20 protein-coding genes are annotated in these 24436 nt (G+C 45.8%); 5 read left to right on the top strand and 15 right to left on the bottom strand.

Features of this window, described 5'->3' with window-relative positions; genetic code table 11:
* Positions 1-136: 136 nt before the first annotated feature.
* On the top strand, positions 137-337 hold the full coding sequence (locus HMPREF2955_RS16110; RefSeq protein WP_070720708.1) for a hypothetical protein: 201 nt from the start codon (positions 137-139) through the stop codon (positions 335-337).
* A gap of 212 nt (positions 338-549) precedes the next feature.
* Here the strand turns inward: HMPREF2955_RS16110 and HMPREF2955_RS02775 are convergent, their stop codons facing one another.
* The 14 genes from HMPREF2955_RS02775 to HMPREF2955_RS02710 all read right to left on the bottom strand — a co-directional run bounded on the left by HMPREF2955_RS02775 (position 550) and on the right by HMPREF2955_RS02710 (position 15195).
* On the bottom strand, positions 550-1575 hold the full coding sequence (locus HMPREF2955_RS02775; protein WP_070720706.1) for a glycosyltransferase family 2 protein: 1026 nt from the start codon (positions 1573-1575) through the stop codon (positions 550-552).
* 22 nt (positions 1576-1597) lie between these two features.
* Positions 1598-2938, bottom strand: coding sequence for a tRNA (N(6)-L-threonylcarbamoyladenosine(37)-C(2))-methylthiotransferase MtaB (gene mtaB / locus HMPREF2955_RS02770; RefSeq protein ID WP_070720702.1), 1341 nt, complete (start codon positions 2936-2938; stop codon positions 1598-1600).
* Positions 2939-2985: 47 nt separating this feature from the next.
* Positions 2986-3849 carry a phosphatidate cytidylyltransferase gene (locus HMPREF2955_RS02765; protein WP_070720700.1) on the bottom strand — a complete coding sequence of 288 codons (864 nt, stop codon included), beginning with the start codon at positions 3847-3849 and terminating at the stop codon, positions 2986-2988.
* A 184-nt stretch (positions 3850-4033) separates the two neighbouring features.
* Positions 4034-6037 (bottom strand): ATP-dependent zinc metalloprotease FtsH, encoded by a 2004-nt coding sequence (gene ftsH, locus HMPREF2955_RS02760; RefSeq protein WP_070720697.1) that lies wholly within the window; start codon positions 6035-6037, stop codon positions 4034-4036.
* Between the two features lie 48 nt (positions 6038-6085).
* Positions 6086-6445 carry a ribosome silencing factor gene (gene rsfS, locus HMPREF2955_RS02755; RefSeq protein ID WP_009235315.1) on the bottom strand — a complete coding sequence of 120 codons (360 nt, stop codon included), beginning with the start codon at positions 6443-6445 and terminating at the stop codon, positions 6086-6088.
* Positions 6446-6607: 162 nt separating this feature from the next.
* Positions 6608-7288, bottom strand: coding sequence for a Crp/Fnr family transcriptional regulator (locus tag HMPREF2955_RS02750; RefSeq protein ID WP_070720694.1), 681 nt, complete (start codon positions 7286-7288; stop codon positions 6608-6610).
* A gap of 53 nt (positions 7289-7341) precedes the next feature.
* Positions 7342-8370, bottom strand: coding sequence for an FAD:protein FMN transferase (locus tag HMPREF2955_RS02745; protein WP_070720692.1), 1029 nt, complete (start codon positions 8368-8370; stop codon positions 7342-7344).
* 95 nt (positions 8371-8465) lie between these two features.
* Positions 8466-9161 (bottom strand): DUF6048 family protein, encoded by a 696-nt coding sequence (locus HMPREF2955_RS02740; protein WP_070720690.1) that lies wholly within the window; start codon positions 9159-9161, stop codon positions 8466-8468.
* Positions 9112-9603, bottom strand: coding sequence for a DUF6452 family protein (locus HMPREF2955_RS02735; RefSeq protein WP_070720687.1), 492 nt, complete (start codon positions 9601-9603; stop codon positions 9112-9114). The genes HMPREF2955_RS02740 and HMPREF2955_RS02735 overlap by 50 nt, the downstream gene beginning before the upstream one ends.
* Positions 9591-10553, bottom strand: coding sequence for a glycosyltransferase family 2 protein (locus HMPREF2955_RS02730; RefSeq protein ID WP_070720682.1), 963 nt, complete (start codon positions 10551-10553; stop codon positions 9591-9593). Before HMPREF2955_RS02730 ends, HMPREF2955_RS02735 begins: the two co-directional genes overlap by 13 nt.
* A 163-nt stretch (positions 10554-10716) precedes the next feature.
* A complete protein-coding gene (locus HMPREF2955_RS02725; RefSeq protein WP_070720681.1) occupies positions 10717-11235 on the bottom strand; it encodes a DUF4199 domain-containing protein in 519 nt (172 codons plus the stop codon).
* 280 nt (positions 11236-11515) lie between these two features.
* The gene (locus HMPREF2955_RS02720; RefSeq protein ID WP_070720766.1) at positions 11516-13147 is read right to left on the bottom strand and encodes a hypothetical protein; all 1632 of its coding nucleotides are present in this window, start codon (positions 13145-13147) and stop codon (positions 11516-11518) included.
* Between the two features lie 22 nt (positions 13148-13169).
* Positions 13170-14894 (bottom strand): hypothetical protein, encoded by a 1725-nt coding sequence (locus tag HMPREF2955_RS02715; protein ID WP_070720763.1) that lies wholly within the window; start codon positions 14892-14894, stop codon positions 13170-13172.
* Between the two features lie 49 nt (positions 14895-14943).
* Positions 14944-15195 carry a hypothetical protein gene (locus HMPREF2955_RS02710; RefSeq protein ID WP_019187911.1) on the bottom strand — a complete coding sequence of 84 codons (252 nt, stop codon included), beginning with the start codon at positions 15193-15195 and terminating at the stop codon, positions 14944-14946.
* Positions 15196-18006: 2811 nt separating this feature from the next.
* Between HMPREF2955_RS02710 and HMPREF2955_RS02705 the strand changes: the two genes are divergently transcribed.
* The 3 genes from HMPREF2955_RS02705 to HMPREF2955_RS02695 all read left to right on the top strand — a co-directional run bounded on the left by HMPREF2955_RS02705 (position 18007) and on the right by HMPREF2955_RS02695 (position 21923).
* A complete protein-coding gene (locus tag HMPREF2955_RS02705; RefSeq protein ID WP_070720678.1) occupies positions 18007-19395 on the top strand; it encodes an amino acid ABC transporter substrate-binding protein in 1389 nt (462 codons plus the stop codon).
* Between the two features lie 3 nt (positions 19396-19398).
* On the top strand, positions 19399-20145 hold the full coding sequence (locus HMPREF2955_RS02700) for a porin family protein (protein WP_070720674.1): 747 nt from the start codon (positions 19399-19401) through the stop codon (positions 20143-20145).
* Positions 20146-20249: 104 nt separating this feature from the next.
* Positions 20250-21923 (top strand): peptide MFS transporter, encoded by a 1674-nt coding sequence (locus HMPREF2955_RS02695; protein ID WP_070720672.1) that lies wholly within the window; start codon positions 20250-20252, stop codon positions 21921-21923.
* Between the two features lie 182 nt (positions 21924-22105).
* On the opposite strand, the gene kbl is transcribed toward HMPREF2955_RS02695, so the two are convergent.
* The gene (kbl, locus tag HMPREF2955_RS02690) at positions 22106-23293 is read right to left on the bottom strand and encodes a glycine C-acetyltransferase (RefSeq protein WP_019187904.1); all 1188 of its coding nucleotides are present in this window, start codon (positions 23291-23293) and stop codon (positions 22106-22108) included.
* Positions 23294-23476: 183 nt separating this feature from the next.
* Here kbl and HMPREF2955_RS02685 point away from each other — a divergent pair, with 183 nt between their 5' ends.
* Positions 23477-24433 (top strand): NAD-dependent epimerase/dehydratase family protein, encoded by a 957-nt coding sequence (locus HMPREF2955_RS02685; protein WP_009229511.1) that lies wholly within the window; start codon positions 23477-23479, stop codon positions 24431-24433.
* Positions 24434-24436 lie beyond the last annotated feature (3 nt).

Here is a 24436-nt window from a genome sequence, read left to right as displayed (position 1 = left end):
AAATGCAGTGCGTTTTGGTGCTAAATGCAAGGTGTTTTGCTGCTAAACGCAAGGTAAAATGGTGCTAAATGCGAGACGAAAAGCATAAATATACATAACATTGGTATAAACAAAACCTTTTAAACCCATCAAAAACATGGCTAAAAAGGGCAAAATGGCCGCTAAAAAGTGGGGTTTGGTGGTTAAAAAGTGGGTAATTGGGCTTGGAAAATTACGAGCTGGCATCCAAATTAGAAAGGCTAAATGGTGCAAAATGCAGGTTTTGTTCTCACAGATAGACAAAATAAGCGGTGTGGAAGGTTATAAAAAGTGGAAATTTGTGTACTTTATAGCCTAATTTTGCGCTAGAATGGAATGAAAAATAGAGCCATGTTGTAAAATAAAAGCGATATTTTAAGATTTGTGTTGGTGAGTTGATAAGCTTGTGTGTTTTGGAGCTTTTAAGATGAGCTGCTTATGTTTTTTGAGTTTTAAGGTGGAACAGGGGGATAATAGCAAGTATGGGGTGTTGCCCACGCCCTTGCAGCTGTTGCGGGGGAAGGCCTTTGCTTACTTTTGTGGTAGCGCGTGGAAAGTGTGCTTGCCCATTGCATAATACTTCCACAGGATGGAGAAAGGGCTATTGGGGTTTTCGGTGTGTATAGTTTTGGTGCTTTGTATTTCTTTTCGGGCGGTGTCAAAGCTGTGTTTCCATTTGTTGAAGTCGCGGCGCGCCTTGATAATGGCCTTGAAGTCGCCCCAGTTTCTGTTGAAAACGAGGGTTTGGAAGGCCGCGACATAGTCTAAGAATAGTCGCCAAACCATAACCTTACGCATCTGTGAAGGGGCAAGGTTCTTGTAAAGCATGGTTAGATTGTTGCGAAAGTTGAGGTAGGTTTTCATTGGGTTTACCTTGGGGAGCGTGCCGCCACCTACGTGGTAAACCGCACTTTCGGGTATGCAGAATATCCTTTTGCCTCTGAGTCTTAGTCGCCAGCAGAGGTCAATCTCTTCGTTGTGGGCAAAGAAACGTGCATCTAGGCCGCCTACGGCCCAATAGTCTTTGGCTCGCACCATGAGACAGGCTCCTGTGGCCCAATGTATTTCTTGGCGATAGTCGTATTGTCCTTCGTCTTTTTCAACGTGTTCGAATATTCTACCGCGGCAATAGGGATAACCCAAGCTGTCGATGAAACCGCCCGACGCACCGGCATATTCAAACGATTCCCTGTCGTGCATGGCCAAAAGTTTGGGTTGGCAGGCCGCTATGTCGGGGTGGGCGTCCATCTCTTCGATGAGCGGCGTTAGCCATTGGTGGGTAACTTCAACATCGGAATTGAGCAACACGTAATATTCGGAATCTATTTGTGCCAAAGCTTTGTTGTAGCCTTCGGCAAATCCCCAATTCTTTTCCAAGGCGATGGTTTGACAATGGGGAAAATGTTGGGCGAGATAGGCCAATGAGTTGTCGGTAGAGGCGTTGTCGGCAACATAAACCGCCGCATCGTTACGCGAATGACGCATAACGGAAGGCAGATATTGGGCAAGCATTGACTGCCCATTCCAGTTCAGAATAACGATTGCTACCTTGTGCATGACTCTGTTTTATGTTGAGATGTTATATAAGTTCTACCTTTATGGCACTCTTGTTATGGTTGAATTGGGTTAACCTAACGGGTAACAGTTGGTTGTCAAATTCGTCTTTGGCTAGCGAGGCTGGCAATTCAACGCGCACATAGTTGGGGGTAAAGCCGTGCATAGCCTTGCCTTTGGCTGCCTTCTCAAAGAGAACTAGGCTTTGTGAGCCAATCTGCGAGGCATAGAAGGTTTCCAGTTTCTCGTCGGACAGCTCTAAAAGCAGTTTGCTGCGGCGGCGTTTCTCGGCATCGTTAACTACGTAGGGAATGCGAAGGGCAGCCGTTCCTGGACGTTCGCTGTAAGGGAAAACATGCAACTGGCTGATGTCTAACGATTTTAGGAAGTCGTAGCATTCTTCGAAATAGGCGGGTTCTTCGCCTCGCGAACCCACCATAACATCTACACCGATAAAGGCATTGGGTATTCGTTGCTTAATGAGTTGTACCTTATGGGCAAAAAGGGCTGTGTCGTATCGACGGTGCATCAGCTTTAAAACCTCGTCGCTACCGCTTTGTAAGGGTATGTGGAAGTGGGGCATGAAAGCTCTGCTGGATGCGCAATAGTCGATAAGCTCGTCGGTAAGCAAATTGGGCTCAATGCTGCTGATGCGAAAACGCTGTATGCCTTCAACTTGGTCGAGTGCCTTGACAAGGTCGATAAAGCATTCGTTGCCCTCGCCTTTGAACTCGCCTATGTTTACACCTGTTAGCACAATCTCTTTTCCACCTTCGTTGGCGGCATCGCGTGCTTGCTGAACAAGTGATGCGATGGAAGGGTTTCGGGAAAAACCTCGTGCGAAGGGAATGGTGCAGTAGGTGCAGAAATAGTCGCACCCGTCTTGCACTTTAAGGAAATAACGTGTTCGGTTGCCACGGCTGCAACTGGGGGCAAAGGTCTTGATGTCTTTGGTGTTCACCGAGAAATGACGGTGTAAAGCCTTTCCGCGTTGCCCGTCGGCCCAAGCATCGTTAAGATATTGTATGAGGTTGGCCTTTTCGTTGCTGCCTAAAACGAGGTCTACGCCTTCGATGGTGCTAACCTTTTCGGATTCAAGTTGGGCGTAACATCCCGTTACAACCACAAAGGCTCCTGGGTTTTCGCGCACCATGCGGTGGATAATCTGCCTACATTTGTGGTCGGCCACTTCGGTAACCGAGCAGGTATTGATGAGGCAAATGTCGGCAGGCTCGCCTTCGTTGGCGGTTGTAACGCCCATGTCTTGGAGCATTTGCCCAAAAGTGGAGGTTTCCGAAAAGTTTAATTTGCAACCTAATGTGTAGTAAGCAGCCGTTTTACCCTGAAAAGCTGAACTGTCTATCATATTATATATGGAAGAGAACGCACAATGCTGAGACGTTCTCTACGATGTTATTGAAATAGTGTTAATGAATAGAGATATACCACAGAGGCGGGTATGGCCATGAATGAGGAATCGAAACGGTCGAGCATTCCACCATGACCAGGCAGGATGTTGCCGCTGTCTTTGATGCCGAGTGTGCGTTTGAAGAGCGACTCAACAAGGTCGCCCCACGTGCCGAACACCACCACTACAAGGCCTAAGCCTAACCATTGGGGGATGGTGAGGTTTGTGGGAGCTGTGGATTGCGTTTCGAGATAGCCGATAAGAGCGGCTACGAGCAGTACGAGAATGCCTCCGCCGATGCTGCCTTCCCAACTCTTGGCAGGCGAAATGCGTGGGAAAAGCTTGTGTTTGCCGAAGAGCGAACCAGAACAATAGGCACCAGTGTCGTTGGTCCAAAGGAAGATAAACACGCTAAGGGGGAGGAGATGGTAAAAGTAAATTTGGTTGTCGGCTTGTCTGAACGCCAACACATTTATCATTGAGAGGGGTAGGGCGATGTACATCTGCCCCAACATGGTGTAGGCCCAATTGTTGATGGGGTCGTTGGCCTTGGTGTAAAGTTCGCTGACGAAGAGATAAACGATGGTTAGGAGATAAGGCACGAACACGGCATTGGTGCCGATGAAACCGCTGTTGACGCCTGCAACGGCTAAGAAAAGGTATGTGCCGGCAACGGTTGAAATGAAACGATTAACGCTAGTGCCCTTGTTCTCGTTAACTAGCCCAGCGTATTCCCAAAGGCTGAGCGACGTTATGAGCGCGAAAACAAATACCATGCCCAATGGGCGCAAGAAACAAGTAACCATGATGGCTACAAAAAAAACACCTGTTATGGTTCGCGTAATCAAATTCTTAATCTTTGGAGTCATTGTCTTCTCTTTTTCATCATTATATTAATGGTAACTGATGGAGGTGCGTTGTGGCATCCCCGTTTTTGCGTATGGGCCGGTTGAACGTATTTTACTTGTGGAGTAAAGCGGGAAATGGTAACAGCGTATCGCCATCCGCCTGTCTTGTAAGCAAGATGGGCGAATGGCGACAGCACGTTTGGGGTTATAGTCCACGCGACCTGCGGTGTTCTTCCTCGGCCGCTTTCACCTCGTCGGGCATGTCTTCCAACTTCGGTGTATTGTCTTCAATGATTTCTTCGGAGCGGCTAACCCATGGTCGTTTGCCGAAAATCTCTTCTACGTCTTCGGCGAAAATAACTTCTCGAGAGATGAGCAGGTCGGCCAACTTGTTGTGGCCGTAGCTGTTTTCTTGAAGTATTTTCTTCGCACGGTCGTACTGCTCGTTTACCATCTTCATCACTTCGTCGTCGATAACTTTCGCCGTTGTTTCAGAATATGGCTTTTGGAATTGGTATTCCTGGTTGTTGTAGAAACTGATGTTGGGCAACTTATCGCTCATACCGGCGTATGCCACCATGCCGTATGCACTCTTTGTGGCTCTCTCTAAGTCGTTCATTGCACCGGTAGAGATATGGCCAGTGAACAATTCTTCGGCAGCACGTCCGCCCATCAGTGCACACATTTCGTCGAGCATTTGCTCTTTGGTGGTGATTTGGCGTTCTTCGGGTAGATACCATGCTGCACCCAAGGCTCGGCCACGTGGTACGATAGAAACCTTTACCAAAGGGTCGGCATGTTGGCAGAACCAAGACACGGTGGCGTGGCCTGCCTCGTGCAAGGCGATAGTGCGCTTTTCGGCGGCAGTCATTATCTTCGTTTTCTTCTCTAATCCACCGATAATACGGTCTACGGCGTCGAGAAAATCTTGCTTGCCTACCGATTTACTATTATGACGTGCCGCAATAAGAGCAGCTTCGTTGCAGACGTTGGCGATGTCGGCTCCTGAAAAGCCCGGAGTTTGCCGCGAGAGGAAATCGATGTCTACGGTGGAGTCGACCTTTACGGGGCGAAGGTGTACTTGAAAGATTTGCTTACGCTCAGGCAGGTCGGGCAGGTCTACATTTATTTGTCGGTCGAAACGCCCTGCTCTAAGTAGTGCGCTGTCAAGCATGTCGGCGCGGTTGGTGGCTGCAAGAATGATAACGCCACTGTTTGTGCCAAATCCGTCCATCTCGGTAAGCAGTGCGTTGAGGGTGTTCTCGCGCTCATCGTTTCCGCCCATCGAGGGATTTTTGCTCCTAGCACGGCCCACTGCATCAATTTCATCGATGAAAATAATACAGGGTGATTTTTCTTTGGCTTGGTGGAAAAGGTCGCGAACACGACTTGCACCTACACCCACGAACATTTCGACAAAGTCGGAGCCGCTCATGGAGAAGAAAGGCACGCCCGCTTCGCCTGCAACGGCTTTGGCCAAAAGCGTTTTACCCGTACCCGGAGGACCAACGAGCAATGCGCCCTTGGGGATTTTACCACCGAGGTCGGTGTATTTCTGCGGACTTTTAAGGAACTCTACAATCTCTTGAACCTCTTGTTTGGCTCCTTCTTGGCCGGCAACGTCTTTAAAGGTGATGCCGATTTCGTTTCCTTTCTCGTACATCTTGGCTTTGCTTTTGCCTACGCTGAACACGCCCGAACCCCCTCCGGCTCCGCCACTGCCCATTCTACGCATGATGAAAATCCAAATGGCAATGAGCGCGATGAATGGAACAAACTGGATAAGGATGTCGGTGAAGTGTCCGCCTTTATCGTTATCGAAAGCAAAGTCTTTGATTTTACCTGCCTGTTGAATTTCAGTGAGATACTTTTCAAGTTCCTCGGCCGAACCATATTGTACACTTACGTATGGTTTTTCGCCTAGTTGTTTCGGGTCTTTTCCGAAAACGTCGCGCAGGTTGGCAGGCTTAACGTACATTTTAAGCGTACGTTGCTCGCTGTTTACCACCACGTTGTTGACATAGCCTTTGTTCACATACTCCTTAAATTTGGTGTATGTAGCCTCTTGCTTAACACTTCCAGCCATCATGTCGCCTTTCCCCGTGAAGAAGAAAAGCCCCAACGCGATGATGATCAACCCGTAAATCCAGTTCATGTTGAAACGTGGCATCTTGGGTTGCTTATTGTTGTATGGTTGTTTGTTGCTCATAATTGAATTGTTGGTGACACGAACGTTCCATCAAATGCCATGCCAATTTTAGTCGATGTCAGTGAGGTGGGTTAGTTTGGCATCGGCCCAAAGGTGTTCAAGGTCGTAAAAAGAACGCATCTCTGGCATGAAAACGTGTACGATAACGTCTACAAAGTCTATTGCTACCCATTGGTTTAACCCTAGGCCTACGGCACTTGTGGGCTTGTCTTTGAGTTCTTTACGCACGGTTTCGCCGATAGATTCGGCTATGGCCTCTACCTGTGTGGGCGAGTTTCCTTGGCATATAACGAAATAATTGGTTATTGCACCTTCTATTTCCTTTAAGTCGGCTACAACGATATTGCTGCCTTTTTTCTCTTGTATTCCTTTAATAATGGTATTTACCAAATTGTTTGTTCTTGTCATTCTTATGTTGATGTAATAGCTTTAAGCTACAAAGTTAAGGCTTTTTATTTGATTTGGCGCGTATTTTACCGCATATTTGTGGTAAGAACGGCAGAATAGCAAGAGAAGGGAGGTTAAGAAGGGCTGTGTTTGATATGGAAGATGTTGGGTAACATGCCTAGGCTAACCCCATTCGGCCACAAGTTTTTCGAGCATGGGTATCACAATACAGCCGCGTTTAAGTTGAATTAGCCCCTGCTTTTGCATGCCATTGAGAGCTCGCGAGACGTTTAGACGGTTGTCGTTCAACTCGTTTGCAAGTTTCTGCATCTTGATGTGCACAAGCTTACTGCCTGCGGGATGTATACAATGCGTCGTGATGAAACGGGTGATGCGGTGTTCGAGGTTGGGGGCGCAATGTCGCCAAGGTAGCCTTTCTGCTTTTTGGGCTTGTGTGGAGATGGTGTTGAGTAGGTTGAACTTGAAGATAATAAAGTCGTCTGTAAGTCTTAATACCTCAGACTTGCTTAGCAAGAGCAGGCTACATGTAGCTTTGGCAACGAATGTTCGGGTGTAACGGGGGGAAATACCGAAGAGGTTTTCGGGCTGGAGAATGTAGGGCGCGCCTATCTCTTCTGTGAAAACGTAGCCATTATCGTGGGCTTGCGCGCTCACTTCCATCCGTCCGTTAAGCAAAAAATAAAGGTGCGTGCATTCGTTTCCTGCTCTAACTATCGTAGCCCCTGCTTTCTTTTGCGCAAAGTCGAATCGGGTTTGACCAAGTACTGCGGCCAAATCTTCTTTGCTCATGCCTTGAAACATGGGCAATTCCATTAGTTTGCCATATAGAGGAATGCGGTGCATCTGTTGTTGCTTGTTGACATTAGCCTATTGTCGCCGTGGGGGGTACAAAGGACTTACTTCTGAATTTTGTCTTTTAGCGATGGCGAAAACCAAACGGCGTTTTTCCCATTCTTGTCTGAATAGATAAAATATGCCATGAGTTCGGGATGCTGCTCCAATACTTTCTTGGCCTTGTCGAGCCCTAATACCATGAAAGCCGTGGCATAGGCATCGGCTTCTGCACAGTTGTTGGCTAGTACCGTAGACGAAAGAATGTTGTGCTGAACAGGATAACCTGTGTTTGGATCGATGGTGTGGGCGTATTTCTTGCCATTCTTATAATAGAACTTGCGGTAATTTCCGCTTGTGGCCATCGACTTATCCGTTACGTTCAAGATGGTTTGCAGCTCTTGGTTTACATTTAACGAATCGTCAGTGGGCTTGGTTACGCCCACTTTCCATGGCAGACGCTTTTCGCTAATACCGCGTGTAACGATTTCTCCGCCAATCTCTACCATGAAGTTCTCAATGCCTTTGCGCTTTAGTAAGTTGGCAACTACATCGCTGCCATAACCTTTGGCGATGGCACTGAAATCGAGCATCAATCGTGGGTCTTGTTTCTTGATGCGCTCGTTAACGTAAGCCACCTTTTGATAGCCGATGAATTGTTTCAGGCTGTCAATGGTTTGTGGGGTGGGGTGGACTCCGTTTTTAAAGCCGAACCCCCATGCGTTAACCAGAGGAGCAACGGTAACATCGAATGCCCCATTGGTTTCGATGGATATTTTGTTGGCCAATTGGAATACATCTACGAACATTTTGTCGGGCTGTACCTGTTCGTTGCGGTTTATTTTGGAGATGACAGACCCTTTATTAAAGGTAGACATCGATTGGTCTACCTCGTTGAGTGCGGCCATAATTTCTTTGTTCAGGTTCTCGTTGCTTTGGTAAATGATACTATATGTTGTACCGAAGATTGCACCCTTGTTGTGTTGATAGGGTGCATCTTGCTGCTGTTTAATGATGTAGATTGTTCCAACAATGAGGAACAAGAGAAAGGGTATTTGCCAAAGCAGGCGTCGTTTTCTATTTGGAGTGGTCATTTGCTTATTTGTTTAGTGCTTATTGTCGACGGCCTGAAAAGACCGAAAGGGAATACTTTTCTTGCTTTATATTTTTTGAAGGTGGACAAAAACATCTACAAGTTGATGATGATGTTAAATGTTCCACCTAGTCGAGAATTGCCCGTTTTTCCAAAACCTGGCACATACCAAACATTTCCCGATTCGCCATCGTTGTGAGCTAAGCGTCGTCTGTAACGCACCGACCATCCTAAATGTAGTGGTCCCCATATCTTGGCATCCACTGCGAACACAAGTTCTGCCCAATGGCATGAGGCTGGAATGTTATTTAACTCGATTTCGGCTGGGTCTTTCCATACGGGGTCCGTCAACACGGGGCTGGCCACATCGTACTTAAATGAGGTGAAAGCGTATCTCGCCCCTACATAAACTCGGTAAATGTCGTGCTTGTTTTTCATGATGTTGAAATCCATTCCCACCTTGCCGTATGGTGCGGAGGTTTTATACACTACGTGAGTAACGGGGTCGTCTTCGTGATTGGCTGTGCCGTAGCCAAGCTCGAACACAGGAAAATACTTGTCTTTTAAGTTTATGCGCAGGGCGGCCTCGTATTGTCCATAGTCGCTTACTGCCAGCTGTATTGGTCCGACAGCATCCACCATGACTTGAAGGCCACGGAAAAAGCGAGTTGTGTCGGGGCGTTCGCTTTGTGGTTTCAATCCTTGCGCACTGGCCGACAACGCGCCCAAGGCAAGTAAGGTGCTAATGGCCGCTCTTGAAATAGATACGGAAATGTGGCGATGAGGTGTCATATGTTACGTTTGGATTGACAAGTATAATGGAGTCGATGGCGTGATGCGACGTACTGACAGCTGTTATCGTGTGAAAATAAGACATGGGGCAATCTACCGATTCGAAGTGCGGCGTGTTAGTCTTACTTACCTTGATGGTGTCGTGCACAATATGGCCAAGGGTATCTTTCAATTGGAAGAAGAGTGCGTCTTGGTCGCGTGTATAACTCATAGGCAAGCTAAAACTTGTTGTCTTAACCCCTCTATTAAAGATAATGGTGTCTTGTCCGTCTCGCCTTGTCGTAAGAATGGTCAGCGTATCAGTGAGGGTGTCGGCTTTAATGCCGCCACCTTTCATCAGTACATATTGCGAATAGACCGTATTATTGAACGGACAGTCTATCGACGAGCATGCGGTTAGCACGGCCGAGGCCAATATGAGCAATGGAATTAGTCTCCGCATCTTATCTCCTCCTCTATTTGGTAATCGTTTCTTCCTTGCGAATTTCGGCTGATAAGGTCGCCTAAGAAACCTGCAAGGAAAAGCTGCGTACCTATCATCATCGTTGTTAGCGAGAGATAGAAGTAGGGCGAGTCGGTTATCAGACGTTGTGGAATGCCTTGGGTAATGCAATATAGTTTGTCGGCACCCAACAGACAAGTGGCGATGAAACCCAAAAGGAACATCAACGAGCCTAATAGACCGAACACGTGCATGGGCTTTTTGCCGAAATTACTGAGAAACCAGAGTGTGATGAGGTCTAGATAGCCATTGAAAAAACGGTTTAGACCGAATTTGGAACTACCGTATTTGCGGGCTTGATGCTGCACCACTTTCTCGCCAATGCGTCCAAAACCTGCGTTCTTGGCCAGGTAGGGAATGTAGCGGTGCATCTCACCATACACTTCGATGTTCTTAACCACGGCCTTGCGATAGGCTTTCAGGCCACAATTGAAGTCGTGTAGGTTCTTTATCCCACTTATTTTCCTAGCCGTGGCATTGAACAATTTGGTGGGGATAGTTTTGGAAAGCGGGTCGTATCGCTTTTGTTTGTAACCCGAAACGAGGTCGTATTTCTCCTCGGTAATCATGCGATAGAGTTCGGGTATTTCCTCGGGCGAGTCTTGTAGGTCGGCATCCATGGTGATAACCACGTTGCCGTTGGCCTCCTTGAAACCGCAAAACAGGGCGGGACTTTTACCATAGTTGCGCCTGAACTTTATCCCCCGAACGTGTTCGGACTGTTTGCTCAGTTCTTCAATCACCTCCCACGAGCGGTCGGTAGAGCCGTCGTTGACGAATATCACTTCGAAACTAAAATGGTTGTCGTTCATTACCCGCTCAATCCATGAGTAGAGTTCGGGCAGCGATTCGTCTTCGTTGTACAAGGGTATAACTACAGAAATGTCCATTGTTGTTTGTGTTGTATTATCTGTTATATTGCTTAATCGTTTATTCTTGATGTGGGGGCGATGGGCTTTGTCTGACTTTGGGAAACTTTTCTTTGCTGTTGTTTATGGTTTAGGCAGCCTTTGTTGTTGCTCCCATTTTGCTTTTAAACGTCAGCTTAGCTTGTTACCTTCTGTACCTCATTCCAAATGCGGCTATGATGAGGCTAAGGAAAAGACCAATGAAAATGTTTTGGGTGAAGAAAAGGAATACCAACTCGATGGGTTGAAGTGTGCCAAGGAGTTTAACCGCCTCTTGCATTTGGGCTTCGTTCATGCCCATTTGCTGGTAAGCTGCACCAAACGCGTGTACCGAATCGCGCATCATGGTGATGAGCGACTCTGAGTCGTAGAAACGAATATAGAGATATTGTGCCAAGGCGAAAATGAGTGAGGCATAAACGAAGGTGTACCACGAGTAGGCCAGTGCGCGCCGATATGAGATTTCGCCATCAAGGGCGTTGTTACGGAACGCGCGTAACCGCCACGCCACGACGAATGGTGTGGAAAGGGTTAAGAGATTTCCCACCATGGATTGGGGTAGCTGCATGGTGAAAAGAAAGGCCACAATCCATACCAATGCCAAGATGGCACCGTCTTGGCGTGCAAACGCCTTGAGTTGTTTCAATGATTCTAAAAAGTTCATGTCGTGCAAAATTACGTATTTTTTATTATATATTGCGCGCTATGCGCGGAAAACTAACAAATCTAGTTAAAGTATGTTATGGCTTTGGTGTTATTGGCGTTAAGATGGTTGGCCTAATGGGGCAGGGGTGGGTAATGAAGAGCAGAACGTGAGAAACGTTGTTCAACAACTTTGAGCCTGTGTCGTATAAAGAATAAATCAAAAAGGCAGGCTGATGTCTCATCAGCCTGCCTTCCATTAAGCTATGAAGTATTATTGATTGATAAAAACGAGTTCGTTGTTAGGGGCGAATGTCGCCCGTGAAAGGTGTGCATCCCCACTCCTTATTGCCGTCATGGTTTATGCTCACCCCTGTTTTGGTTACCTTCAGGTAGTAGGCTTTGCTGTTCGCACTGCTAGGGTCGGCTCTGTTAATCCAGTAGTAGCCAGCTGTTCCCACATCTACAAGTGCACCGTCTACATACCGCCCGATGAGTGGCAAGGGATAGTAGCCCACAATTGGATGCTCCTCGTCTGAGATTGCATTTTTTGACTTAGAGCTTGGTACGCTTGTCCAATCCTTACCATCGAAAGCCGTGGTGTGCCCTTTACTAATAATAGGAACCCATAGCGCTCCTTTTTGTAGATGCCCATCGAAAGCCCACAGGTAATTCTCGTCCCAATAGCAATCCTTGGCCAAGATGTAAGAGGCATCGTTGATTGTGAAGGCATCGTCTGTTAACACACCCGCAGGCGCATCCTCGTCTTCGCTATACCAGCGTGTGTCTCCATCGTGCGGCCATCTTTCGTCTTCGGGCGCAGGTATGCTCGTTGCATTTTTGTTCCAATTGTGTGGTGCCTTTGCGTCTAGGGTGTAATATGGGTCTTCTGCGCCCCACATGCTGTAATTGTTGAACGAGGGTGTGAAGTCAACCACTTCAAGCCGGCAGAATATGGGTTGATTCAGACCCGCTTCCAAGTTCAATGCAGGGTAAGACTTCTTCACGTCGAACCTTTTCCCTGTGCTATGGTCCTTAATGATGAATTTCACAAGCACATCGGTATATTTACCCGGAGGTAGCACCATGATACCTGCATGTTCTTGGGCATCTTCCTTATTTGAAGCGATGGGCAAGCCATTTCCCATGCCTTTTGTGGCGAGGTTCAGGGTAACCTTATTTTGGTTTAACGGCCGTTTGCTAACATCCACTCCCTTTTCTGTAAATGGGAATTTGCCGTATAGGCTTTCTTTTGCCTCTATTTGCGCACTAACGAAGTAGGTGTTGTCCATGTGTCCGCGGGGGTTATATGGCATAAAGGTTACGTATGCTGCCTTGTGTTCTAGTTTAAAGGTATGTTTGTCACCATGATAGCCCCAACCCTTTCCTTCTTTCTTATAATAGTCACAGGTTGTCTTTGCAACACCGCAATCGCCGCTGTTTGCTAGTTCCCCATCATCAAGAGATGTTTGTTTCTGAATTCGGGCAAAGTCTACGTAAAGTTTACTCTTTGAGGACTGTTTTTGGTCACCGCCAACATAGAGCATGGTGTATTGCTTATTTTCATATTTGCCCTTAAACCTGAATGAAGCATTTGCGGAATGGGTCGTTGCATCTTTATCTGTAAAGGACACTTTGCTAGCGCGTTCCCAGATAGGCGAAGTGTCTGTACCTCTGTTTATGTACATGTGCTCATGGTCGTTGGTCGTCCAGTAAAAGGTTATGCCCAGGTTTGTTGCATCAATTTTCCCGTATTTCCCACTGGTGCGTGATGAAGGTGAGTTCATCGAGCCAGTGAAACTAACGGCAGGTTCCAGTTCTTCTTGGTTGTTGTCTGGCTGTGCCAGGCTCTGTTCTTCCGAGCATGCCATTGGCATCATGGCCAATGCGCATACAGGAAGAAAACTCAACAATTTATATATTAATTTAAACATGATCGTTAATTTATGGTTGTTCTTAATTTTCTCCTGGCCATAGTTGATAACCATATTCTTTAGGTGATGCCCAAAAGTGGGTGTTTCCAACCACGGAGACATTGTTACGATTAAACATCAGCACATAAGCCCATCTTGGACCGTAACTTTCAAAGTCTGGTACACAAGTACTGGTCCAGTATCTTCCCTCATACTCAGTCCCCATATACAGTCTTCCACCACTATCATAGTATCCTAGTGCCATGACGCAGAAGTAATGTGAGCGGTTACTTTCGGGGACATCTTCCCATTTTGTGGGAGTGTTACTAACTCCACCATTTCTCCAAGCCCTACAATCACGTCCGCTTGCGCCTTTCGCATTCATCGACTCATCTGTAAGTCCTGCCGCAGGTGCAAAATATTGGCGTTTACGAAACCACATCCTACCTGTAAAGAGATGTCCATCATAGGTAAAGGGCGAATCGTCCCAACGTGGATCGCCGAGTTTTACATACCAACTAAGAAAGTTGGCTGAGGGAACGGTGCTGGCAATCGACCCTGCTGGTGCGACATTACCTACACCAGGGGCATAATAGTCACTTTTATAGCGAGGGTCTCCTGGGGTTGGATAACCTGCTATACCGTCTACGCCACCTTGTCTCCACTTATGGTGCGCGTTGCTTTCATGCCCTTGCCAATAAAACTGTGATGCTCCCCACATGTGGTATCTTCCGAACAGGTGGGAAACATCGTCCGCCACAAGTTTCGAGAACATGGATGTGGTTTTGCCTGGTTTTAGTGTAAGTTCAGAAATGAACTTCTTAAACACACCTGTTGTCTGAACAACGGGGTCGTAAAGCGTGTAAGTTATTTCTACATTATGGTATGTGCCTGGTGCCATCACCATAATTGCCGCATTCTTTTTGGCACTTTCTCTACTTTCTGGAACCGAAAATCCCGTGTAATTTAAATGGTCGACACAGTTTAACGTTCTCGCGCGTCTTGGTCCTGTTGGTTTTTTACTTTCGTCAAGGTTACCATTTTCATCAAAGTAGTAATAACCATAGTTAGGTTCATCGGTAGTGAGCGTAATATGAGTAAGTTTACATTTAAGTAAAGCTTCTTTGCTTTTTCCCTCACCTGCGTAAGGCATGAAGTTGATATACGAAGTGACGTGTTGTAGGGTGAACCCATACCATATTCCGTTGTCGACAGCTGTGGCAATCCCACAATCTCCTTGCTCCGATAATTTTGTAAAATCGTTAGCTCGTATTTGTGTTGTGTAATCATTAATATAAGTGAACCGTTGGCCATTACTAAAGCCGTAGTAACTATACCACAGCGGATATTTTTCTTCGGTAAGCTTATAGCTCGAGTATAGATAAAAGCGTGATTGGGCAATCTTCCCGTCATTTAAAAGCTTAAGTGTATCTTGTTTGTAGAATCTTTGCCATCCCGTGGTTCCGCCCAAGTTTACCCAAAGCCTTTGATAGTCATCGTGATCCCAATAAAATTGGATGCCCATTTTACTTCCGTCTTGCTTTTTCGATACGTCTGTATACTTCCCCGACGTTTTTGTCTTGGGCAGTTCCATTTGGCTGGAAACCCCAGCGAACGACTTGGTGTTAAACGTTTCCTTCGTCTCTTTGTTCTCTGCCCTATGCTCGTTGTTGGTCAGGTCGTTAACACATCCCCCCAGCGTAAATGCTAAGGCGAACGTGTAAGCCACCATTGCCAATTGCTTCATGTGTTGTGTAATGAATTTCATGATAAATGCTATTTTTCGTTCCACCATAAAAGATAAGTGTGAGGGGGAGTTAATCCCATTCGTAGAGGGTATATCCCTTACTGTTGCTGATAACGTTGTCTTCTTCGGCTGTTCCGGCATCTCCACCCGAACTACCCGAGTTGTTGTACACCGTTCCGCCGTTTGGCAGCGTTTTGTGATCGCCTTTTGCTGATGCCTGTAGCAGTTGTCCTTGCATCGCCATTTCGGTCATGGCGATGTCGGGACATACATACGCCATTTTGCATGGGCATTGCCGTTCTTTCAGTTGTTCTTCTTTCATTTTTTGATGTGATTTGTAACAACCCGCGGGCCTTAGTTGGCGTGTGTTCATGGATTTGTTGCGGGCTGGTGTGGTTGTTGTGGCCTGTTTGTGGACACAATTATCTAAGAGAGTTGTTAATGACCGCCTTTGTGCACATTGGCGTGAGTTGTGCCTTGGCTGGGATTTATATAGTGGTTGTTAATGAATCGTTTTTGAAGTGTGTTCATGGTGTCTTGTTGTGTTTGCCTCCGCGGATGGGGTTCAAAGCGCCTCGTTTCAATACGTGGCGTTTTGAGTTACCCATCTCGAGGCATAGGCGAAATTGTTTTCCCCTTCATTGTGATGTGAACTAGCTTTGTGCATGTTCATGGCTTACTAAGGCTGTCTTTTGCGCATTGGCGCTTCAAGGTTGTGTAATGGTACTTTGATGTTGGATAGGCCAAACACGTAGGTTGGGAAACATTGCCTTTGTTTTCATGGTTTCGATATATTTGTATGGTATTTAGAAATGTAAATGTCTTTCTTGATATGGTTTAACCAAATATTATTAAACTAGATGCGTGTGGCGTTGTTTCTTTACGGAAGTATTTATTTTGTAAATTCCGAATTAAAACTAACGTTTTGTTACCCGATGACACGTTTTGTGGTATTATGGGTTCAAATTGCAACTAATTTCTTTTATTTTCATTCGATTTCCTTTCTTTTATTATAATATAATTATACTTTTATTTTTTGTGATTTTACAGATGTATATCTGATTCACATCGCAAAATTAAACATAATATTTGAACTGCCAAATAAAAAGGTCGAAAAAGTTTAAAAAAATATTGTTTTCTAAATGGTGACGTTCTGTAATGTAATAAGAATGGTTAATTTTTGGCCAAAGAGAGTGTTTTACGCCTGTGATTTGTGATTTGTTTTGTTTAGATAAAAGAAAGTAAATGTACTGTTGTTGGGTATGAATGTGTGGCGGATAGAAATGGGAGGTTCTCACATTGTTGTATAGTTTGGTACACCTCTTTATCATATAAGCTCATGTGTGTTAAGTTGTCTTGGCTTTAAATATTTCTATATGGGTAGGGTTCTAAAAGTATTCGCCATCATTCAATCACCGTTTAAGTAATGCTCTTTGCCCTTGTTTGGCATTTTCACTTGGTCTGTTGGTAGCATAGTCCGGTATGCCCTCTTGTGAAAAGCAAGAGAAATCAGCCCAGATATAATCTAAACGTTGGGGAGTAATCATTCTTCTGAAGAAGATTAAAGCGTTGTCTTAACTTTTTGTGCTTATAAATTGGGAGCTTGTTATGTTTGTGATGCCAATACAAGACGAGCACTCATCTTCTATAATAGAGTGAAGAACAAATGACCCAACAAACCTATAAACTCATAAAAACCCAATAGCTGCCGAATACTTCAACTCATCAACTTACAAATTCAAGAACCCACAAACTTGCAAATTCATTAACTCACGAACACACCAACTTCCGAATTTATCAACTCGTCTACCCACAAACTCACCAACTCAAAATCTTAAAATTGTTATCTTTATTTTACAAATGTGCTCAGGATTTCACTCCTTTCTAGCGAAAATAACGGCTATAAAGTAGTTAAATAGCCGTTGTTTCTATCCTTTCACGCCTTTCTCGTTGTCAACTTTCGAGAATTAGACCTGCGTTTTGCACCATTTTGCCTTTCTAGTTTGGTTGGAGGTTCGATTTTTTTCAAGCCCAAATGCACCCATTTTACCTCTAAAAACCCACTTTTCGGTGTACATTTTGCCCCTGTGGGGCACATATTTCATGGTTCAAGAAGGTTTTATTTATACGATTTAAGCGGATATTTATACTTTTCATCTTGCGTTTAGCACAAAAATACCTTGCGTTTAGCACCAAAACGCATTGCATTTAGCACCAAAACGCCTTCCATTTAGCACCAAAACACATTGCATTTAGCACCAAAACGCATTGCATTTAGCATCAAAACGCACTCCGTTTTACTGCAAATAGCCTGTAATCTGGTGCAAATGGCTGTCTTTCCACATAAAAATTCATTTTGCTACATTCACAGGCTAAACCTTTTTTACATCAAAACCAACCTTCGCGAGAATCGCTTATTTGGGGCAAGGTGGGCGTTTGGTGAATTACGATGGCACTCATAATGTTAAATTTATTGCTGAAAAGCTGACAAAGTTTGAGTTGCGGAGTAGGCAAGAGGGAGGTGTTAACGAGTAGACAAGTTGACGAGTTGATAACTTTATGGGTAGACAAGTTGATGAGCTGCTAGGTTTTTGTCGAAAGTAAATGCTTTTGTAATGATACGTTTGTTTGGAACAAGCAGCCATGTTACCTTGAACAAAACCCTACGAAAGTAACAGTAGTGGTGCTTAACTGGTTCGCGATAGTTGATGCTTTAATTCCTTTTGTGGAGCGTGCAATATCTAGTATGAGTCTAAAAAATCCACGTTGTGAATCCCATTTTAAGCAACACGTCACATTGTCGTTTGTTTTTATCTATCATAGCTCACCTGCCTTTTAGGTTGTTTACTTCATTATATACTCTCAAAATGCAAGCAATGTTCGCTTAGATAAAACCTACAAAGTGAGCAGCGGTACTTTCTTAAACTGACCTATAATCAAACAATCGTATCCAAGGTTTTGGCATTATAGATGTTCTCACTCTAAACAGGCTTATATATGAATTAGGTGTCTGCGATGGTGTCAATGGCTTATTGATACGTCAGAAATACAGAATAGTATGCAATTAATTTTAAAATTCATTGCTCATTCTTTCAAAATCGTTATCTTTGCAGTAACCAATTTTGGAAGAACAATGACAAAAGCAATTATCAGATACCTGTTGGTGCTGTTCGTGTCTTTTCTTTGCATCCCTGTCGAGGCCCAAAACTTAAAGTGGCGCGACATGTATCAGGTGAAGAAAAAAGACACTCTTTTCGGTATAGCTAAGAACTTTGGGCTTACGTTGGAAGAACTCATCAACGCCAACCCAGAGATGAAAGTGGCTGGATATGAATTGAAAAAAGGCGACTACATCTTTATCCCTTATCCATCGAATGCCGCTCAGAAACCCACGAGCACAAGTGCAGCATCTGCCACAAAGCCGCAATCGCAAAGTGCAGCCGGCTCCACTCAACAAGGGCAACAGGCCAAAACCATTAAAGTTGGTATCGTGCTGCCACTACACGATGTGGACGGCGACGGAAAGCGGATGACGGAATACTACCGAGGATTTCTCATGGGATGCGACAGTCTGAAACAACAAGGCTATTCAATCGACATACACGCATGGAACGTGCCGATAGATGCAGACATTCGCACCACACTTCAAAACGCAAGCATTCGTAATTGCGACATTATATTCGGCCCGTTGTACACAAAGCAGGTGAAGCCCCTGTCCGACTTCTGCAAAGGGGCTGGAATTAAGATGGTTATTCCCTTCTCCATTTGGGGCGACGAAGTAAGTCGTAACCCTGAGATTTTTCAAGTTTATCAATCTACCGACGACCTGAACAATGCCGCAATAGATGCCTTTATCTCACGTTTCGGAAACCAACATGCAGTGTTTATCGACTGTAACGACTCTACAAGCAAGAAAGGAATCTTTACTTTCGGCCTTCGTAACCGTTTGAATGCTCGAGGTGTAAAGTACAGCATTACCAACTTGAAGTCGAGCGAAGAACTTTTTGCTAAGGCATTCAGTCGTACGCAGCCTAACGTTGTTGTGCTTAACACAGGCCGTTCGCCCGAACTAACGGTGGCTATGGCCAAACTTAAAGGGCTTGTAGCTAGCAATCCAAGTGTTGTGGTGTCGCTTTACGGCTATACAGAGTGGTTGATGTACACCAGAAACAACCTCGACAACTTCTTTAGGTTCAATGCCCACATCCCCACCACCTTCTATTACAATCCACTCTCGACGCGAACACAGCAGCTGGAAGCAGGCTACCGTCATTGGTTTGGTGTGGAACCGCTATACGCTTTACCCAAGTTTGCGCTGATGGGCTACGACCATGCCCAGTTCTTCTTGCGCGGATTGCATAAATATGGTAAGGCATTTAATGGCAGCAAGGCACAAAGTGCGTACGCAACTGTGCAAACACCGCTCAACTTCAAGCGAGTGGGTAGCGGCGGAATGCAGAACCAAGCATTCATGTTGGTGCGTTATACCAACGATAAACGGATAGAACTAATCAGTTATTAACGCATGAAAACAAGAACATTGGCAATTGTCGCCGCGTGTTTGATAGCTACTACTATGTGCAAAGCGCAGATAGGGGCCTACCGCAACAACTTCTCGATAGGTTTCAATGGCGGATATGTGTTGAGCAACGTTGGGTTTAACCCTCGTGTTGACCAAGGCTATCATGGTGGTGTTACAGGCGGATTGTCTTTTCGATACGTATCAGAGAAATACTTCAATACTATCTGCTCCATCTATGCCGAGGTAAACTACGCCTCATTGGGGTGGAAACAAGATATCCGCGACTTGGAACGCAACCCCGTAGTGAATGCCACTACGGGATTGGCCGAGGAATATAGCCGCACGATAAACTACATACAAGTGCCAATCTTCGCACATTTGGCATGGGGTAGGGAGGCGCGTGGCGCACAATTTTTTTTCCAGGTGGGGCCTCAGATGGGTTTCTACCTTAGCGAGAGCACTAAAACAAATTACGATTCGTCTACCCGAAACCTAGCCGACAGGGCTAATAAGGTGACGGAACAAGAGGCCATGCCCGTTGAACGAACGTTCGACTATGGCATAGCAGCAGGCTTGGGTATGGAGTACAGCATACCTCGTGTGGGACACTTCCTTTTAGAAGGACGTTATTATTATGGGTTGGGCAACATTTATGGCGACAGCAAGCGCGACTACTTTGGCCGCTCTAACTTCGGCAACATCATTGTGAAGATGGCCTATCTGTTCGACCTTACCCGCACATCGAAATGACAAACCATGTACATGGCGACATCCACACCCAGACAAGTTTTCATTTTGCTAGGAAAAATACATTAAACAAAATATCATTCATTAAAAACTAAAAATTAACGATTATGTTTGAAGGTCAACCGAAAGGACTTTATGCATTGGCATTAGCCAATACTGGCGAGCGCTTTGGTTATTACACGATGCTTGCCATCTTTACCCTCTTCTTGCAGGCCAAGTTTGGTTACACGGCTACAGAGACGTCTACCATCTTCGCTAGTTTCCTCGGGTTTGTCTATTTCATGCCGCTTATCGGCGGAATCCTAGCCGACAGGTTCGGTTATGGCAAGATGGTAACCTCGGGTATTGTCATTATGTTTTTGGGTTACGTGCTGCTGGCCATCCCCACAGCCGCCGACTTCTCCGGCAAGGCCATGATGTTCGGTGCGTTGGCGTTGATATCGTGCGGCACGGGCTTGTTTAAGGGCAACCTTCAAGTGTTGGTGGGCAACCTTTACGACAACCCCCAATTAAGTTCCAAGCGCGATACTGCTTTCAGTCTCTTCTACATGGCCATCAACATCGGTGCGCTTTTCGCTCCCACGGCTGCCACCAAGATTACCAACTACGTGTTGGCGGGTTCTAACTTCACCTACGAGCCGCAGATTCCTTCATTGGCACACCAATTCTTGGATGGAACAATCAAAGCCGATGGTAGTGTGCTGCTCGAACAATTGAAGGCGGCACAAGGGTATGCAGGTGACATGACCGGCTTCTGTACCACTTACATCTCAGAGCTTTCACGTGCTTACAACTATGGGTTTGCCGTTGCTTGCGTATCACTTATCGTGTCGATGATTATCTATGTGGTGTTCCGTTCAACCTTCAAGCATGCCGACGTAAACAACAAACAGAAAGCGGCCAAGGCTGGTAACGATGCCGTTGCCGAACCCGAATTAAGTCCTGCTGAAACCAAACAGCGCATTGTTGCTTTGCTGTTGGTTTTCGCCGTAGTTATTTTCTTCTGGATGGCGTTCCACCAAAACGGACTGACGATGACCTTCTTTGCGCGCGACTACACCGCCAAGTCGGTTGTTGGACTTAACCGCTTAGGTTTCGACATCCTTAACTTGGTACTGATAGTAGTGTCTGTTTATGGTGCATTCTCGCTATTCCAGTCTAAAACCACCAAAGGTAAAACCATTGCTGCGTTGGTATTGGCTGGTGCCATTATTGGTATCGTGGCCAATTACTCATCGCTTGATGCCGAAATTAAGATTTTGCCCCAGATATTCCAGCAGTTCAATCCTTTCTTCGTTGTGGCGCTAACGCCGGTATCCTTGGCCGTATTTGGCTATCTAGGTCGCAAGGGTAAAGAACCTACTGCACCTCGCAAAATCGGTTATGGTATGCTTATCGCTGCCTGCGGTTTCCTCGTTTTGGCTATTGCATCATTTGGCTTGCCCACTCCAACAGAAGTTAAGAACTCTGGTATCAGCGACAGTTTGCTCGTTTCTCCCGACTGGCTTATTTCTACTTACCTCGTGTTAACCTTTGCCGAGCTGCTTCTTTCGCCAATGGGTATCTCGTTTGTCTCTAAGGTTGCACCTCCTAAGTATAAGGGAATGATGATGGGTGGATGGTTTGTGGCTACGGCCATCGGTAACTATCTTGTTGCCATCATCGGTTATCTATGGGGCGACATGCAATTGTGGATGGTATGGAGCGTACTTATTGTTTGCTGCTTGCTGTCTGCCTTGTTTATCTTCTCCATTCTCAAACGATTGGAAAAGGTTTGCTAAGACTTAGTTCTGTTAGCATAACAACTTCATAAGGGGATGCAACCAAGAGGTTGTGTCCCCTTTCTTTTTGAAAGAGAAGGGTACGCAAGTTAATAAAGTCTATCTTTGAAGAGTTGACAAAGAAAAACTCCCGAAGGACAGATGAAATCCTTCGGGAGCGTATATATAAAAGGTGGGAGGGCTTATTTTAGCACTCCAAGCTCTTTACCTACCTTAATGAAAGCCCCAATACACTTGTCTAGCTGCTCGCGATTGTGGCCTGCGGAAATTTGCACCCTGATGCGTGCTTGCTCCTTGGGAACAACAGGATAGTAGAAACCCGTTACGTAGATGCCTTCGTCGAGCATGCGCGATGCATACACTTGCGATAGTTTGGCATCGTAAAGCATTACCGCACAGATGGCACTTTGAGTGGGTTTGATGTCGAAACCTGCCGCCATCATCTTGTCGCGGAAGTAGTTAACGTTGTCTACTAGCTTGTCATGAAGTTCGTTGCTCTCGGCCAACATCTTGAAAACTTCGATGCTGGCGCCAATGATGCAAGGCGCAAGTGAATTTGAGAAGAGGTAAGGACGACTTCTTTGGCGCAACATGTCGATAATTTCTTTACGGCCAGTAGTAAATCCGCCCAATGCGCCACCAAAGGCCTTACCCAATGTTCCTGTGTAGATGTCTACGCGGCCATAGGTCTTACAGAGTTCGCTAACGCCATGCCCCGTTGCACCAACCACACCAGCCGAGTGCGATTCGTCTACCATTACCAACGCATCGTACTTTTCGGCCAGGTCGCAAATGCGGTCCATGGGTGCCACATTGCCGTCCATAGAGAATACGCCATCGGTAACGATGATGCGGAAACGCTGTTGTTGCGCCTCTTGCAGACAGCGTTCAAGGTCGGCCATGTCGGCGTTTTGGTAGCGATAGCGTTTTGCTTTGCAGAGTCTAACGCCGTCGATGATGGATGCATGGTTAAGCGCATCGCTGATAATGGCGTCTTCGTCGGTGAAAAGTGGTTCGAACACACCTCCGTTAGCGTCGAAACAGGCGGCATAGAGAATGGTGTCTTCGGTTTGGAAGTAGTTAGAAATGGCCTGCTCCAGCTCTTTATGGGCATCTTGTGTGCCACAGATAAAGCGAACAGACGACATGCCAAATCCCCTGCGGTCCATCATGCGCTTTGCACCTTCGATAAGACGAGGATGGTTAGACAGGCCTAAGTAGTTGTTGGCGCAGAAGTTCAGCACTTCTTTTCCCTTCACCGTGATAGCAGCTTGCTGAGCACTCTCAATGAGCCTTTCCTCTTTATAGAGTCCGGCCTCTTTAATCTCAGCGAGGCTCTTGCTGAGATGTTCTTTCATTTTGCCATACATAATGATCCTTAAATTTAAGTTACAAGGGACAAAGTAAATCATTTTTTTTGATACAAAGGTTGTAAAAGGAGTTTTTTTTGCGAACTCGCTAAATTTTAAACTTCTTTAAATATTAACTTTTTATACATATAAGAAAAAGCGTTTACTTTGCATCTGAAAAACAAAAAAACAGATAAAACAGTTATGAAAAATGTTTTAGTCATTGGATCTACGGGCCAGATAGGTTCTGAACTTACTGGTGAATTAAGGAAACGTTACGGTAACAGTAACGTGGTGGCAGGCTACATTCAGGGCGCAGAGCCCAAGGGCGAGCTGAAAGATGCAGGACCTTGTGCCATTGCCGACGTGACAAATCCGGAGATGATTGCCGAAGTGGTGCGCAAGTACAACATCGACACCATCTATAACTTGGCCGCTTTGCTTTCTGTTGTGGCCGAGAGTAAACCGCGATTGGCATGGAAAATCGGCATTGACGGGTTGTGGAACATCTTGGAAGTGGCACGCGAGAATGGTTGTGCTGTGTTCACGCCAAGCTCGATTGGTTCGTTCGGACCCGACACGCCGCATGTAATGACACCGCAAGACACCATTCAACGCCCTGCAACTATCTATGGCGTATCGAAAGTTACAACCGAATTGTTGAGCGACTACTACCAAAAAAAATATGGAGTAGACACGCGTTCGGTACGCTTCCCTGGTATCATCTCGTACGTAACGCCTCCCGGAGGTGGAACAACCGACTACGCCGTAGACATCTATTATTCGGCAGTTAAAGGCGAAAAGTTTGTTTGTCCCATCGGTAAGGGCACGCGTATGGATATGATGTACATGCCCGATGCCCTGCATGCTGCCATTCAACTGATGGAGGCCGACAAGGATAAACTGGTACATCACAACGGTTTTAACATCGCCTCTATGAGCTTTGACCCTGAAACCATTTACCAAGCCATTAGGAAATACAAGCCTGAGTTTGAAATGGTTTACGAAGTTGACCCCTTGAAACAGAGCATCGCCGACAGCTGGCCCGACCAAATGGACGATTCGGCTGCAAGGAAAGAGTGGGGCTGGATGCCGCAATACGACCTCGACTCGATGACCAAAGACATGTTGGAGAAACTTACTGAGAAACTGTTGAAGTAAAAA

This window comes from Prevotella sp. HMSC073D09, from assembly GCF_001814145.1.
GTDB lineage: Bacteria > Bacteroidota > Bacteroidia > Bacteroidales > Bacteroidaceae > Prevotella > Prevotella conceptionensis.
Note: the sequence above shows the minus strand (reverse complement) of the source record. Positions and strands in the feature narration are given on the sequence as shown.

Bases quoted from the DNA above. Each gene is read 5' to 3' on its own strand.
- HMPREF2955_RS16110 (WP_070720708.1), top strand. From the start codon at position 137: ATGGCTAAAAAGGGCAAAATGGCCGCTAAAAAGTGGGGTTTGGTGGTT.
- HMPREF2955_RS02775 (WP_070720706.1), bottom strand. From the start codon at position 1,575: ATGCACAAGGTAGCAATCGTTATTCTGAACTGGAATGGGCAGTCAATG.
- mtaB (WP_070720702.1), bottom strand. From the start codon at position 2,938: ATGATAGACAGTTCAGCTTTTCAGGGTAAAACGGCTGCTTACTACACA.
- HMPREF2955_RS02765 (WP_070720700.1), bottom strand. From the start codon at position 3,849: ATGACTCCAAAGATTAAGAATTTGATTACGCGAACCATAACAGGTGTT.
- ftsH (WP_070720697.1), bottom strand. From the start codon at position 6,037: ATGAGCAACAAACAACCATACAACAATAAGCAACCCAAGATGCCACGT.
- rsfS (WP_009235315.1), bottom strand. From the start codon at position 6,445: ATGACAAGAACAAACAATTTGGTAAATACCATTATTAAAGGAATACAA.
- HMPREF2955_RS02750 (WP_070720694.1), bottom strand. From the start codon at position 7,288: ATGCACCGCATTCCTCTATATGGCAAACTAATGGAATTGCCCATGTTT.
- HMPREF2955_RS02745 (WP_070720692.1), bottom strand. From the start codon at position 8,370: ATGACCACTCCAAATAGAAAACGACGCCTGCTTTGGCAAATACCCTTT.
- HMPREF2955_RS02740 (WP_070720690.1), bottom strand. From the start codon at position 9,161: ATGACACCTCATCGCCACATTTCCGTATCTATTTCAAGAGCGGCCATT.
- HMPREF2955_RS02735 (WP_070720687.1), bottom strand. From the start codon at position 9,603: ATGCGGAGACTAATTCCATTGCTCATATTGGCCTCGGCCGTGCTAACC.
- HMPREF2955_RS02730 (WP_070720682.1), bottom strand. From the start codon at position 10,553: ATGGACATTTCTGTAGTTATACCCTTGTACAACGAAGACGAATCGCTG.
- HMPREF2955_RS02725 (WP_070720681.1), bottom strand. From the start codon at position 11,235: ATGAACTTTTTAGAATCATTGAAACAACTCAAGGCGTTTGCACGCCAA.
- HMPREF2955_RS02720 (WP_070720766.1), bottom strand. From the start codon at position 13,147: ATGTTTAAATTAATATATAAATTGTTGAGTTTTCTTCCTGTATGCGCA.
- HMPREF2955_RS02715 (WP_070720763.1), bottom strand. From the start codon at position 14,894: ATGAAATTCATTACACAACACATGAAGCAATTGGCAATGGTGGCTTAC.
- HMPREF2955_RS02710 (WP_019187911.1), bottom strand. From the start codon at position 15,195: ATGAAAGAAGAACAACTGAAAGAACGGCAATGCCCATGCAAAATGGCG.
- HMPREF2955_RS02705 (WP_070720678.1), top strand. From the start codon at position 18,007: ATGACAAAAGCAATTATCAGATACCTGTTGGTGCTGTTCGTGTCTTTT.
- HMPREF2955_RS02700 (WP_070720674.1), top strand. From the start codon at position 19,399: ATGAAAACAAGAACATTGGCAATTGTCGCCGCGTGTTTGATAGCTACT.
- HMPREF2955_RS02695 (WP_070720672.1), top strand. From the start codon at position 20,250: ATGTTTGAAGGTCAACCGAAAGGACTTTATGCATTGGCATTAGCCAAT.
- kbl (WP_019187904.1), bottom strand. From the start codon at position 23,293: ATGTATGGCAAAATGAAAGAACATCTCAGCAAGAGCCTCGCTGAGATT.
- HMPREF2955_RS02685 (WP_009229511.1), top strand. From the start codon at position 23,477: ATGAAAAATGTTTTAGTCATTGGATCTACGGGCCAGATAGGTTCTGAA.